This is a genomic window from Desulfovibrio inopinatus DSM 10711, from assembly GCF_000429305.1.
GTDB lineage: Bacteria > Desulfobacterota > Desulfovibrionia > Desulfovibrionales > Desulfovibrionaceae > Alteridesulfovibrio > Alteridesulfovibrio inopinatus.
Window position 1 is genome coordinate 90,976 of sequence record NZ_AUBP01000024.1, and the last position, 12,757, is coordinate 103,732.

At 50.3% G+C, this 12,757-nt stretch carries 22 protein-coding genes; 5 read left to right on the plus strand and 17 right to left on the minus strand.

The window, feature by feature from the left end; genetic code table 11:
* Positions 1-233: 233 nt before the first annotated feature.
* The 10 genes from G451_RS0114265 to G451_RS29560 form a co-directional block, all read right to left on the minus strand.
* Positions 234-569 carry a DUF7694 domain-containing protein gene (locus G451_RS0114265; RefSeq protein WP_027184791.1) on the minus strand — a complete coding sequence of 112 codons (336 nt, stop codon included), beginning with the start codon at positions 567-569 and terminating at the stop codon, positions 234-236.
* A gap of 182 nt (positions 570-751) precedes the next feature.
* On the minus strand, positions 752-1,147 hold the full coding sequence (locus G451_RS0114275; RefSeq protein ID WP_027184792.1) for a hypothetical protein: 396 nt from the start codon (positions 1,145-1,147) through the stop codon (positions 752-754).
* The gene (locus tag G451_RS0114280; protein ID WP_027184793.1) at positions 1,134-1,313 is read right to left on the minus strand and encodes a hypothetical protein; all 180 of its coding nucleotides are present in this window, start codon (positions 1,311-1,313) and stop codon (positions 1,134-1,136) included. Before G451_RS0114280 ends, G451_RS0114275 begins: the two co-directional genes overlap by 14 nt.
* 70 nt (positions 1,314-1,383) lie before the next feature.
* On the minus strand, positions 1,384-1,854 hold the full coding sequence (locus G451_RS32860; RefSeq protein ID WP_051261517.1) for a helix-turn-helix domain-containing protein: 471 nt from the start codon (positions 1,852-1,854) through the stop codon (positions 1,384-1,386).
* 130 nt (positions 1,855-1,984) lie between these two features.
* The gene (locus G451_RS29540; RefSeq protein WP_051261518.1) at positions 1,985-2,704 is read right to left on the minus strand and encodes a hypothetical protein; all 720 of its coding nucleotides are present in this window, start codon (positions 2,702-2,704) and stop codon (positions 1,985-1,987) included.
* 7 nt (positions 2,705-2,711) lie between these two features.
* Complete coding sequence (locus G451_RS32865; RefSeq protein WP_051261519.1) at positions 2,712-3,047, minus strand: hypothetical protein; 336 nt, start codon at positions 3,045-3,047, stop codon at positions 2,712-2,714.
* Positions 3,048-3,065: 18 nt separating this feature from the next.
* Positions 3,066-4,214 (minus strand): recombinase family protein, encoded by a 1,149-nt coding sequence (locus G451_RS29550; protein WP_051261520.1) that lies wholly within the window; start codon positions 4,212-4,214, stop codon positions 3,066-3,068.
* A gap of 25 nt (positions 4,215-4,239) precedes the next feature.
* Positions 4,240-5,034: a RecB family exonuclease gene (locus G451_RS0114305; RefSeq protein WP_027184794.1), complete on the minus strand. Its 795-nt coding sequence runs from the start codon at positions 5,032-5,034 to the stop codon at positions 4,240-4,242.
* A gap of 1 nt (position 5,035) precedes the next feature.
* Complete coding sequence (locus G451_RS29555; protein WP_034642344.1) at positions 5,036-5,233, minus strand: hypothetical protein; 198 nt, start codon at positions 5,231-5,233, stop codon at positions 5,036-5,038.
* A complete protein-coding gene (locus G451_RS29560; protein ID WP_034642346.1) occupies positions 5,221-5,472 on the minus strand; it encodes a hypothetical protein in 252 nt (83 codons plus the stop codon). Before G451_RS29560 ends, G451_RS29555 begins: the two co-directional genes overlap by 13 nt.
* A 546-nt stretch (positions 5,473-6,018) precedes the next feature.
* On the opposite strand from G451_RS29560, the gene G451_RS0114320 reads away from it, so the two are divergent.
* Together G451_RS0114320 and G451_RS0114325 are read left to right on the plus strand one after the other, a co-directional pair.
* Positions 6,019-6,216 carry a ribbon-helix-helix domain-containing protein gene (locus tag G451_RS0114320; RefSeq protein WP_027184796.1) on the plus strand — a complete coding sequence of 66 codons (198 nt, stop codon included), beginning with the start codon at positions 6,019-6,021 and terminating at the stop codon, positions 6,214-6,216.
* Complete coding sequence (locus G451_RS0114325; RefSeq protein ID WP_027184797.1) at positions 6,216-7,223, plus strand: DNA cytosine methyltransferase; 1,008 nt, start codon at positions 6,216-6,218, stop codon at positions 7,221-7,223. The genes G451_RS0114320 and G451_RS0114325 overlap by 1 nt, the downstream gene beginning before the upstream one ends.
* Here the strand turns inward: G451_RS0114325 and G451_RS29565 are convergent.
* From G451_RS29565 to G451_RS0114350, 5 genes are read right to left on the minus strand one after another with little or no spacing between them, the layout of a single operon-like run.
* Positions 7,216-8,031: a NotI family restriction endonuclease gene (locus G451_RS29565; RefSeq protein ID WP_051261521.1), complete on the minus strand. Its 816-nt coding sequence runs from the start codon at positions 8,029-8,031 to the stop codon at positions 7,216-7,218. The genes G451_RS0114325 and G451_RS29565 overlap by 8 nt on opposite strands.
* Complete coding sequence (locus tag G451_RS0114335; RefSeq protein WP_034642348.1) at positions 8,032-8,451, minus strand: very short patch repair endonuclease; 420 nt, start codon at positions 8,449-8,451, stop codon at positions 8,032-8,034.
* A gap of 57 nt (positions 8,452-8,508) precedes the next feature.
* Complete coding sequence (locus G451_RS0114340; RefSeq protein WP_084448587.1) at positions 8,509-9,291, minus strand: S24 family peptidase; 783 nt, start codon at positions 9,289-9,291, stop codon at positions 8,509-8,511.
* 42 nt (positions 9,292-9,333) lie between these two features.
* Positions 9,334-9,588, minus strand: coding sequence for a hypothetical protein (locus G451_RS34155; protein WP_156921647.1), 255 nt, complete (start codon positions 9,586-9,588; stop codon positions 9,334-9,336).
* A gap of 6 nt (positions 9,589-9,594) precedes the next feature.
* Complete coding sequence (locus tag G451_RS0114350; RefSeq protein ID WP_027184800.1) at positions 9,595-9,981, minus strand: hypothetical protein; 387 nt, start codon at positions 9,979-9,981, stop codon at positions 9,595-9,597.
* A gap of 35 nt (positions 9,982-10,016) precedes the next feature.
* Here G451_RS0114350 and G451_RS0114355 point away from each other — a divergent pair, with 35 nt between their 5' ends.
* The gene (locus G451_RS0114355) at positions 10,017-10,556 is read left to right on the plus strand and encodes a hypothetical protein (protein ID WP_027184801.1); all 540 of its coding nucleotides are present in this window, start codon (positions 10,017-10,019) and stop codon (positions 10,554-10,556) included.
* Here the strand turns inward: G451_RS0114355 and G451_RS33680 are convergent.
* Positions 10,477-10,935, minus strand: coding sequence for a GIY-YIG nuclease family protein (locus G451_RS33680; RefSeq protein WP_084448588.1), 459 nt, complete (start codon positions 10,933-10,935; stop codon positions 10,477-10,479). The genes G451_RS0114355 and G451_RS33680 overlap by 80 nt on opposite strands.
* 71 nt (positions 10,936-11,006) lie before the next feature.
* A complete protein-coding gene (locus G451_RS34800; RefSeq protein ID WP_084448589.1) occupies positions 11,007-11,234 on the minus strand; it encodes a hypothetical protein in 228 nt (75 codons plus the stop codon).
* Positions 11,235-11,297: 63 nt separating this feature from the next.
* On the opposite strand from G451_RS34800, the gene G451_RS0114365 reads away from it, so the two are divergent.
* Positions 11,298-11,828, plus strand: coding sequence for a hypothetical protein (locus G451_RS0114365; RefSeq protein WP_027184803.1), 531 nt, complete (start codon positions 11,298-11,300; stop codon positions 11,826-11,828).
* 105 nt (positions 11,829-11,933) lie between these two features.
* Entirely contained in the window at positions 11,934-12,713 is a 780-nt protein-coding gene (locus G451_RS34575; protein WP_051261522.1) for a phage antirepressor KilAC domain-containing protein, read from the plus strand.
* Positions 12,714-12,757: the final 44 nt, after the last annotated feature.

Here is a 12,757-nt window from a genome sequence, read left to right on the forward strand (position 1 = left end):
CCAACGCAATCGACGCGTATTTGATCGAGTCGTTCAAAGGATGTCGGAGCCATTCTTTGCTTTTTGTCTTTTATAATAGCGTGTTGTTGTCGTTGTGCTCTGAGAATTCTCATGCACTTGGGGGAGCATGTTAGCTGTCCCCAGCTGTTGATTCTGAACTGTTTTCCGCAAACAGCACAGATGCGCTCTGTTTGTCTTATAACTATGGGAGTCCGAGTGATTGTATCCATGGTTCAATTCCTCCCCACCGGAGCCCAGAGGTGATAGATATTCCCCATGTCCACCATCTCTGACACTTTGGGGAAGACCTGGATGGCTTCGGTTTCTTCACCGAACCATTCATTTTTCCAACGCATGAGGTCTCGAAAGGATATTTTCACCATATTGCGGCGCGAAAACGAGACATGGAGCCATTCGACATTCCCGATTTCGGAAAGATCAAGAGACGCCAGGGCAAAGACATTGTTTTTGCGAGCGGCAGCCTGATGTCTCGGATTGGGGCTTTGTATCTGCGTCCAACCAGGAGCAATCATTGTGGCCGGTCGACTTGATATGATTCTGTGGAGCATGCTTTCTCCTTGTCTTTCCTCGGAGCTTCCCGACCACGTGCGACCGCTTATGCACATGGTCGGGGCTTTCCTTTGCCGGCCGCGTCAGTCAGATTCGGAGACCTGGTTTTTCAACCTGGTCATGGCCTGTGGAGGCATACTCTGTTGAGCCTGTATGGTTACGGTTCCGGCAATGGTGGTGTTCATACTGTGTCCTTATTGGTTCTGTGCAAAGCCTCTTCAATAGCCTGCTTTGAATACCAAGGCTCAGGATCATGGGGAGATATTTTGTAAATGATAATGACGGCGCATCCATCTTTTATATGTTCTCCAGTCACTTTCCTCATTGCATAGGCAAAAAAACTGCGTCCAGATAAACCGCGTAGAGGTGGACCTTCTGTTATGTGCAAAGAGTCACCTCTCATGATCCCAAATATTTCATTGATGACCAGGACATTCTTTGTGAGAGCCAAAGAATATTCGTCTGAAGAAAGAGTGATCCTGTGCATCATTGACGGGAAAAGCCTATTTCCATACCCCAACGCTCTTGCTCTATCGGGATGCGGAGAGGTTTGTGGTGGAATATTAGGATTCCACATTGCTCGGCTCGTTGTCGTCGATTTTTACAATATTCCAGCCTTCAGGGAGTCTTTCCGGGGCGTGGCAGGTGTTGACGATAATTTGTGTCCCCTGGTTGGCCGCGTCGACGCATTCAGGGCAAGCGGGCAGACCTGTTTTTTCGATGTGATTGTTCTTCTTTTGCATAGGATTCACTCCTCATCAGTAGATTTAAGCGGCCGTCAAAGGTCTTCGAGTGTTGTTCTTTCCATTGTGGTCACCATGCCTGTATCGTTCCACACATGGGACATATTGCGCCTTTCTGCGTGATATAAAATATGGGCGTTCCGCATGTGCACAGCCAATGCATTTCTGGGACAACGGGATATTTCCCCGTCCCTTTGAGTAAACCGCAGTTGGGGCATTTCAGCCACGTTGTGCCGACAGGCACGACGGCAACCCATTCATGCTTGCAGCTCAGGCATATTGCTTCACCTGAAACATGCGGTGAGTGCTCTTTTGATGTTGGGACGTTGGTGACGTTCTTTTGTGACGATTCAATCGCTTCAACCCCAAGCGCATCACAAATCAGCTTGTACGCCTCTTGGTCGCAGTCCATGTGCCCACTCTCTATCATGCTGAGTTCACTCGGCTTGAGGCCGGTTATTTGGTTCAGTTCGCAGAACGTCATGTCCGCATCTTTGCGTGACCTGATGAGGTGTTGGCGTTGCTGTTCAGATATTTTCACTTGGAACACTCCCTGTTTTATCGGCGCGGCCCCTACGCCTGTGGGACCGCGCCACGTTCTGCATTTACCAGCCGCCTTCATGGTGTCGCGGCCCCGGCCTATTGTTCCCCGGTCGGGCAGGGGAATGGGATTACGCTATAACCTTCATGCCAGGCAGAGCCTCTTTCAACCATTGTTTGATGTCGGCCATGACCTTGTTTCTCCAGGCTTCGCCGTCGGCGACGAAGAGGCCAGGTTCTCCGTCTTTATTCAAACGAAACAGGAACTGACGTTCGGGCTGTTCGATCTCCTGGAATGTGCAATATGGACGTAGCGTGACGCGAGGCTTGAGTTCACGTCGGTCTACCAATCGTGCGCCGGATTCAACCGTGACTTTTTGAGAGAGTCCATCATCGACGACGGACGCGCCGGAATCGATCTTGATAGCGGCAACCGCTTTCAGCAGTTCATCCCGGTCGTTGCTTTCGACGAACATGGAGTGTAGTCCAATGACGAATTGCTCGTGGTCCATAAACGCATCAAAAGGGAACCCAGGAAGGAGAGGATTTGCTTCTGCGAATACTTCGCGTTGTTTGAACGCTCCAAAAGGTGGAGAAAGCAGTTCAACACGTGTCGGGCCGGAAATTCTGAGAATTGCGCTTATCGTTGGGTTGAGACCATCGACATCTTCCGCGATGTAATCTTTGAGGCCGGTCAGTGTCGTCAGGTATAACGTAGGAAAGTTCGGTTCAAAAACCGAATGAAGAGGACTGCGACTGTATTTTCTTCCATCGATTTCGACTTCAGAACGAGAGTAAATTTGATCTTTGAGACCAGACACATACTCAAGGGCTTTGTTCAATCCTTCCATGATTTATTTATCCTTTCTGTTGTTTGAGTTCAGAGACATTCAATGGAAGTTCGTGTTGATTCGGTCGAAAGCCGATCTCGGGAATGTAAATGGTGTTCCCATCGGCCATGCCCGAGATTTCAACCGGGGCAACCGGGGCCAGCTTGGTAACGGTGGCATAGGAGATGCCTATGAAATTGCGTTCTTTATTTGGGCTGAAGCTGACTTTGATCTGCACCTCACGCTTCTTTTTGTGGTCCGTGTTCGGGTCTTGAATGTTTGCGAAAACCCTTTCCAGTTCTCGATTGACAATTTCAGCCAGCCCATCATTTCCCAGACTTTGAAAATCAAGTTGTATGCTCATTTCTCGTCTCCTTTTTCCCTATCCTTGATCCGTCTCCGTACTCGGGCATTTCCCGTATTCAGGGCAGGATGGGCATTTCTCCGAGATGACATCGGCCTCGATCTTGGGGCAGAAGATGACGCCTTGCTCTTGCCTTTCCGCCTTCTGCTTGGCTGCAGCTTCCTCGGCCATGCGGAAGGCGCGTTCGCATTGGGCGCTGTTCCAGTTGGAGGCAAAGGCGTTTAAATCGATTTCGACCTCGGCAAGATCAAGTCCGGCCGCTTCCACAGCATGTATCGCTTCAAAACGACGCTGTTCCCGTTCCTCCTTTGTGAGGCGCGTCTTTTTCTTTTCGGGACCGGTTTCGTCGTCTTCGTCTTTTTCGTCCGGCTTCGCTTCGGCGTGCTGGGCTTCAGTTTCATCCTGGGCGGCCTCCTGTTGGGTGGACTCCTGATTCACGACCTTGGCCGGCGTTTCCTTCGGCGCTTCGCTTGCGCTTTCCGGCCGTGCCTCGGCGACCGTCATGGAATAGCTTCCATCCTCGGCCGGTATGAGGTCGTAGGTGTCGTGGACTTCATCCGTCGTTTTGATGCCCATGAGAATATCGGGGCAATACACGCGACCGAAGAACGCGGCGGAACGGTAACGGAGCATGACATCGGGCATGGTGCGCCACTTCGAGCCGTTTTTGGTGTACCAACCTTCCTTGATGGCCATTTCCAGGGACACGGGGGCCGACTCCAGGCGCAAACCGGTCTCCCGATCCTCGGACCAGGCGATGCAGACCTTGTTTTTGATCTTCACCGAGTCGATGACGCGCTCTTCCTTGTCTTCGGAGATATCGAAGCGCAGGGGACTGAAGCGGCCACAATTGTTGATCATGGCGATGATGAACTGGGCGGACCAGGACGGGCGACCATGCACGATATAAAGGTTCTGCATGATCATGATGGGGTCGGCTCCCATGCGGGAGGCCATGTTGAGGGCAATGGCGCAGTTGGCGAGGTTGCCGACAAACTCCTTAGGAACGAGGCTGGACTCGGCGAAAATTCTGGCAACGCGTTGTGTGAATTCGAATGCCCGCAAATCTCCGAATCCGATACTTATGGCGGGCTGGTTCGTGGATGCCGACGGCATCGGTGTCGGTGGATTGCTCTTCAATTCGTGAACCGTGGCTTTGGCGGTCATATCTGTTCTCCTTTTTGTCTGCTGATCAGGCCCGATACCGGCAAGACTGGTGGATCGGGCAGTATTTCGGACCACACATCATGCTGCTCGGGTTGCCGTGGAAATATCCGCCGTGCAGGATGCGCGAAGCATGATGCAGCACGCCGGGATGGTCTTCGTCGCCAAGCAAAATGTCGCGTGTGCCGTGGACGGCGGTGACTCCTGCCCGGCGTCCTCGATCCGTCTTGGCGGCCTGGAGACCAATAATGGTTCCCGGTTCGGTGATGGGAACGCCCATGGCGGCCTGGGCGAGCAGTTCGTAAATCGCAATTTGCAGACCGTAGCCTTGCGTTTTTATCGTCCTATCCTTGCCGACAACGTTTTTTCCCGTCTTCACGTCGGCGATGCCGTGGCCGACGCCGGAGAAAACAACTCGGTCGGTCGTGCCGGTGAGCAGGAGTCCAAGGTCCGTGATTTCAAGCCCTGTGCAGAGGATTTCAACCCCGGCGTATTCAAAATTTGGTGAGACCGTGGTGCAGTACAGCGAATGCAAGGCAAGACCGATGTTCTCAACTTCTTTGGGGCTGGAGTCGTCCCAGACGACATCCTCTTTTGGTTTGTAGACCTCATCGACCAGAGCGCCGGCGGCATCGTCGGGTGTGAGACCGGCTCCATCCATGCGGCTTTGATCGAAGACGGCGGTGGAGGCATGAACCGCTTTGCCGAGTACCGCGTTGGGACCGGAGGGAGTTCTCAACCCCTTTATATTTTTGGCTTCCCACCGTGCGGGGCAATCCATGAGTTCCTTCAGGCTCGACGCTCTGAGGCGGATGGGATTCATGTTATTCCTCCGGGTTGAGGTTGCTGACCTCGTCAGCTCTTATGAGTTGACAGCTGTGTTGATCTTGGTAATTTTCATCAAGTCCACGTCGCTCTGGCTTTGTGCTTGGGCTGCAAGCCGTGTCGTGCGAGGGCACGGCTTGCTCTTTTTCCCAGTTGAGCAGATGGCGCAGATCAATTTTGAAAATTATGGTCGGCATGGCCGCCCCATTGTGGCGGGATAATCCACTCCAGCCCGTACCCCGTTCATTTCCCCGATACTTTCCATCCACGTTGGGCCCTCGTAGAAAGAGCAGTCACTGGCCTCGGTATGTCCATCCACCTCGACGCGTCCATGCATGCCGGATAATTTGATGACTTCTTCGCTTAGCGCGTCGCAGTGACCAGGGTTCCCAACTCCTGCCCTTTGGAAGTATTCGCATTGCTCACAAAATCTCATGTTATCCCTCCCAGTAATTTCAACATGATCCAGGCCATGCATGGTGAGAGAACGCAGACCACTGCAATCTCGACTGCATCAAGCCAAAACAATGTTTTTTCCATAAGATTCTCCTTGTTTTGACCTCCCTTTTCCCCTTCACTTCGCGTTGCTTCCCGGCGCATATCCGGCCAAGGTTGCCTACTGTCTCGCCTCCCCGAGGAGGTTTGGGTTCGGCCCGTACCGGCGTAGCAATTCGAGTCGCTTGGCTTGGTCTCGGGACCACTCCAGCCTTGACCGCTGTTTGAGCCGTGGCTTTACTGTGCGGGTGGGGTGGAAGTGGTTTTGTCGTGTTGTTGAAAGTAGTGTATCCTTATGGAAACAAAAATCAACACAAAATGTTTCCAGAAGGAACGTAGTCAGCAAGAAAAAATCCCGACCGAAGCCGGGTGGGGTGGGAGTGGTTTCTTTTTGCCTTGAAGCAAAATGAGTCATTCTGATGCATAGTGCGGCATATTGCATCTCTTGCAAAAATATTTTAAAAAAGTCTAAACAAGGGAGGGAAGGGTGACAAAGGGCGGCAAATCTCCAAGGATTTCAGTAAGCCTGCCTGACAAGACCTATTCTGAGATGACGGCCATTGCTGAAAAGTACGACATCTCAGTTGCTTGGCTTGCCCGGCATGCTATAGCCGATTTTCTTTCTCGGTATGAATCGGAAGAATTACAGCTTCGGCTACCGATACCACTCAAAGGGAAGCATTGATGAACTTCAAAATCATATCTCTTTTTACAGGGGGAGGCGGCCTTGACCTTGGATTTGAAGCCCATGGGTTTGATCCGCTTGTCTGTGTGGACTACGACTCTGAGTCTTGCAAGACCATTCGTCATAATCGTCCCGAGTGGCCTGTTTTTGAAGGGGTCATCGAAGACTTCTGCTGTACAGGAAATGTACATGGGGTAATCGGCGGACCTCCCTGTCAAGGCTTCAGCACAGCGGGAAAAGGAAATCCAAACGATCCACGCAATAACCTTTGGAAGCATTATTTTAGAATTGTTGAGGAAACAAAACCTCTTTTCATTGTGCTTGAAAATGTGCCTGGGATGTTGAATGCAAAGAATAAGCATCATTTCGAGGAAATGGTAAAATCCTTTGAGGCTCATGGCTACCGTGTTAATTACAGCATTTTAAATGCATCTGATTTTGGCGTACCTCAAAACAGAAGAAGGCTTGTTTTGGTTGGAGGCCTTGGATTTGAAATCAAACTTCCAAGTCCTACTGTAAAAAGAGAAGTCACTGTAAGGGAAGCAATAGAAGACTTGTTGAAAACGAAAAGAGCTCCAAATCACGAGCCTAATAAACATGCTCCTCATGTTGTTGCTCGTTGGAAAAAGTTGAAAGAAGGCGAATCTGACCCTAATTATCGAAGAGCAAGACTTTACGCAGACAGGCCTAGTTCTACAATACGAGCAGGCGGAGGTTACGGGCCGAATGATGACCACCTCGCTGGCTTTCACCCGCCTATCCATTATAAACTTCCCCGCCAGCTTACTGTGAGGGAATCAGCAAGGATTCAAGGCTTTCCTGACTCTTGGATTTTTTGTGGTTCGAAGACAGCTCAAGGCCGCCAAGTTGGAAATGCAGTACCACCGCCACTTGCAAATGCAGTCGCAAAGGAAGTCAGAAAGGCACTAACCAGTTATTTCTCTGAAAATGGTTTTATCAAAGCCTGGTTGAGATTTGATGAGGAACAGGAGCTTTGCGCTATGTAGTGCTCCAAAGTACTTCTTCATTTCGGGCCATTTTCTCTTCGATCTTTTCTTCAAAACTAGGTTTTGTGGGTGCAACACCTGCAATCAGACCTTCTTTTGAATCTTCAAGCGTTGTCATTACAGCTTTGCTTAAGCGAAGTTTATAAGGAGAAACACTTCGGTCAAGATCAAAAACAATCCAACAAATGTCAGCATTAGAGATGTGTTCTGCTTGCTCCATTTCTGGCATCCAATCAAAGAACGGTTGATCTACTACTACAAACATTTTCTTCCCCCACCGCCGCAATGTAGGAACTTTGATCTCAAGCTGAGGAAGTAGACGTTTGGTCGCAGAAGACCTAAAATCAGGTCTTCTGCTTGCAGGGGCTTGAAGCTCATGTTTTTGCTCGAAATGCTTGATTTCCCCTCCCATGCTTCTACCGGAAAAGTAAACTGCCTGGATCTCGATGCCGCACCAATCTTCAATTTCCCCTTCATCTTTGAGAACTATGAGATTATCGATACTTCCTACAGCCCCACTAGAATTATTGACTGGCTGAAGAAATGCAACTTCTCCGATTGCAAACATATCTCCTTTCTTGGCAAATGCTAACTCTGAGACAACCTTAAACATCAATCCGTCCTCACGGAAGCGTCGTGGACAGCAAATCGCATATATAGATCCATCAGAAATAGTGCATACTCCACCTTTCTTGTTACAAGGAGCATCCACAAATGGACAATGTTTGTTCGCTCTTAACCTCCAGGTATTTTCGCTCAAATCTTCGCATGGTATGCCGTATTGTTCAGCCATTCCAAAATTAGGCATCTACTCTTCCTCTTCTAAAAAAGAAGTGATTTTCTCAATTAATGCTTCACGATTTTTTGCTTTAAGCTCACATTCCCAAACAATAAGAGGATTCCATCCTAGTGCCATGATTTCCTCTTGCTTTTTCTTGTCTCTCTCAACATTTTTTTTCAGCTTTGGAAGCCAATATTCAAGATTTGATTTCGGCTTTGAACCTCTTTTGCACCATGTATGCTGGTGCCAGAAACAACCATGGATGAAGATTACTTTTTTTCTTCCTGGAAATACAATGTCAGGTTTTCCAGGAAGGGATGCATAATGCAATCTGTATCTATAGCCTAGAGAGTAGATTAGCTTTCTTAGTTTGATTTCAATGGATGTGTTCTTGCCTTTGATGTTGCGCATAATCTTACTGCGCTTCTCTTTGTCAAACACATCCATAATTAGTACAGAATTGATAAGTAAGAATACTTAGGTTTTCCCTGAGTCAATATCTTGTCACTTTCTGGTCAAATCCGACCAAGCCCACACGCATCGACCAATGATTGCACGAGAGATGTCGCCGCCGTAATGCTCGTTAAGACCATATAATAATGGCGGATATGAGAGTATGTCTGGGTTTTGACTCACAAAATTAAGCATGATCTCGCTGTCTTTACGTTTGACGAACACACGTTTGATCGAGACTGAATCGTCTGGCTCTCTGATAAGAAATATTCCGCCATTCGGCTCTGGGCGAAAGTCATCTTTATCTACAAGGACGATATCGTTCGGGTGGAGCAATGGAATCATGGACTCTTGCCCCTTGCCGATTTCGACCGCCACAAGGTTCGATCTAAATCGAACGCTCGGATGATTTCTGAAAACCAGAACCCACGACTTTATCCCATCACTTGGAACCATCCCGCGCCCGGCAGCAACGGGTCCGTCTGCCAGGGGGACGGCTAGATAAGGTTCTGGGAGAGGCTGAGGGTATCCGCTTTCAGCGCCAACGATCTTGGCATCGACAAAGCAGACTTCGCGGGATTGATTTTTTATATCTTCAGGGAAAACGACTTTCCCGCCAAGGATTTCTAGCCAATCCAAAAAGTCAGAAGCATTGGGACGCCTCCCCTTTGTAAAAATTTTAGAAAGCGTTGATCGCGTCGTCTTCAGCCTTGATGCAAGCTTGTCAAGGCTTCCTGCATTTTCTGCCTCTTTTCGAAGCAAATTTATAATCTTTTCATAATCGTTTCCCATTCCTTCATTTAACGATGTCGAGTTGTTTGGTCGAGTTTCCATAAAGCTCTTATCTCTTGACTGTTGTTTCCGGTAGGATACAATCTAGGCATGGATATCACAAAAGACATCAGAGCTCTTCTTCATGAAACGGGTTGGTCGATCAGGAACTTCGCTCGCGAGTCTGGTGTTGACCATGCCTGCATTGCGCGACTTCTTAATGGAACGAGGAAAGGTCTCCATTCCTCCTCCATCGAAAAACTCTGGCCCTACCTCTACGGCGACAAGCGTCCGGCCCCATCTCCGAGGCAGACCGATGACGCGGCGTGACGAACACTCCAGCGGTTTGGGCTGCTTCATCGCGCCTTATGTCTTGAACCAACCGGGCCGTCTGTCCACGAAGTCGTCCCAGGTCGTGGAATGGCGTTTGACAAGCCTGTTCATAACCTCGACCCGTTCGTCTCGTGACAGGTGCTCCACACAGCAGACCAGGACATGGGTGCCGTCCTGTTCCTCCTGGTGTTCTTTCAGGCATTGTCTGAGATTTTCCGTTTCGCCTGCCTTCACGATGCGGAATGCTGGCTTGCCGGTCCTCTCGCTCAAGCCGGTCTGTTCCGCAAAGACATACAAGGCGGGAAGGTCAACGAAACCTTCGGTGTTGCCGACAGCGAAATCACGCGGGAAGACCTCGAAGGTGACGGTCTCCTGTCCGTTGAATTGGAGTTCGCAGTATTGCGGGCTGGTTTCTCTCATTTTTAGCTCTCCCTCTTTGTAAAAGGAAGGTTGTTATGAAAATTTCTTGGATCAACGATGATCTTATTTTGCAGCCAATATCTTCCGACGAAGACAAAGCTCTTGCGCGCTTGTGTGCAATCGTTGGCGTTGACTTTGTTACTCTCGCTGACGGCATTCGCTTCAGCCCCCAAAACGAAATCGAATGCGAGGGGCTTCAGGGACTTGCCTATTTCCTCAAGCCCGTCATGGTCAGGGGAGGCTCGGACGCTCCTTTCCCCTCTTTGATCGTTCCTCCTCAAGGGGCAGAGGCGTTTATTGCAGAACTGAAGACATACGTTCCGCAGTTCGAAGAACAAGACATGGATGAAGACTTCATGTCGCATCTGGACCAGGTTGATCCTGAAGACGTCGAGGGGCGCTCTTATTGGGAGACATGCCGGGCCGCGTTTCGGCGTGGCGATGTCGCAACCGTTGCCGCAGTTTACAATGATTGGGCCAGGCATCCCGTCAGGTTTACTTCCGAAGAGCGGACAGCCATGCCGAAAGCGCATTGGCGGCGTATTGCTCGTTGCATACAGGGGCAAAGCGCTTGATCAACTCTTGTTCGAAGGCAATGCGACGATCCTCATGAACGCCATCGACAAAATGCACCAAAACATGGGTTGCTCCATGTTTTCGGGCGCAGGGCAACTTTGCGCCGTCGTGTTCTTGGCCGCTGTGTTGTTGCATTCGTCTTCTGAGGTTGTCGGTTTGTCCGATATACACGACGGAAACATCATATGTGTAATGTTTTTGTATTTCTTCAATGACGCCAAGTTGTTTCACGGATGCAAAAATGTAGATTGCTGGCCATTCATCTCTTTCATCAAGACTGGCGAGGTCGTCCAAGGGAAGAGTGATACATGGCAGCGTGTCCCCCTGGCTGCTGATCACCAAGTTGAGGTCTGTCTGATATTTTTCCAATATTTCCACATCTCCTTACGGCTTTATGGTTGTGATGGATCATTACTCTGTACGGAGATGCGGGATTTATTTCAAGGTAATCAATTTTTTAACCGGTCTCCTATTGAAAGTGGAAGTGAAAGCTGCATGACAACCCGTTTTCCGGGATGCCGATTCAACACATAGGCCAAAGCCTGGGCATGGGCGCTCGCGTGGTCAAGGGACGAGGGCAAGGGCAGATTTCGAAATGTGACTGACGATCCGGTCAAGAGCCGGATGCGAAGGTAGGGGCCTTTTGAGCCGTGTCGGAGGTAGGCGCGGACGTCCATGTTTTACGCATGCCTCGTTCGACGTCTTCATGCAATCAGAAAACCCCACAAGGAGTTTGGAGCATGGATATTTTCTTGCCGCGCGAGGAACTGCACGAATTCGAATTCATGTCCATCGCCGATGTCTGCGACCTGTTCAAACGGGGACTCAAGTCGTCCGGCGGACTCACCAACTATTGCGAGGATCATGATCTGCCGTACAGGGTGATGGTCGATAAACTCGACCGGAACAAGGTCCATTGCCGGCCGCATTATATCGATATCGTTTCCATCACCAGAACGGGCAGCACGGTCTTTCTGAAACATCTCGCCGCCCAACTTCCGGACAGCGAACATGCCCAACCCGAAATGACACAGGCCGACATGCACCGGCAGCTGTGTCTTTTCATGCATGCGGTGGGGCAGTTGGCCGTGGCGGTGCAGGCCGGGACGGACTCGGGACGTCCCCTCGATGCGATATCCGCACGAACCTACTACGACGACGTTCACGCCATCCAGGTGCGGGCGGGTGAGATCATGCGGAAACTGCGGCCGCATTTTCAGTTGGAAGACCCGGACAAGGTTGCGGTTTTCACCAACGAGGTAGCGCCATGATCGAGACCGTTATTGAGAGCCTGTTGATTGGTTTGGTCCTGGCCTGTGTGGTGATCGGGATCGAAACGTGGTGGGTGAAACGGCGGGATAAGTCGGAGGGCAATCATGACTGACATCAGCATATTCGAGCATCCAGAGTTCAAGTCTGTCCGTGTCACGATGATCAAAGGGGAGCCGTGGTTTGTGGCCAAGGATATAGCAGAAGCCCTGGAGTACAAGTGGGCTGGATCGGCAACTCTGGCTCATGTTCCCGAACTGTGGAAGGGGGTCAATTCGGTTCTGACCCCTGGGGGAAAACAAGACCTGGCAGTCCTTTCTGAACAGGGCGTGTATTTCTTTCTCGGAAGAAGCGACAAGCCCAAAGCCCTTTCCTACCAAATGTGGTTGGCTGGCGAGGTTGTCCCGTCGATACGAAAACATGGTGCCTACCTGACCCCGGCCAGGATCGAAGAGGTTTTGACCGATCCCGACACGATCATTCGACTTGCCACGAATTTGAAAGCCGAACGCGAACAACGCCTCGCTCTGGAAGCCCAGGCTCAAGCCCTGGAAGCCGAGCGCGACCGCCTTCGCCCCAAGGCTGAAGCAGCCGACGCGTTGCTTAACGCGGGCAATGCTCTGCCCTTCAGCTCAATCGCCAAATCCCTGCACAAGCGTTTCGGTATCGGTCGCAATCGCCTGTTTCGCATTCTGCGCGAGAAAGGCGTTCTCATGACCAACAATGAGCCCAAACAAGTTTATCTGGAACGGCATCTTTTCCGGGTTATCGAACGTCGCTTTGAGGTTAAAGGCGAGATGAAGGTCGGTACCCAGACGCTTGTCACGCAAAAGGGTGCACAGTTTATTGTGGGCATTTTGTCAAACCTTGAAACACAGACAATTTGAACGGTTCATGAAACGGTTTGCGAAACGGTTCCACCAACCCCCAA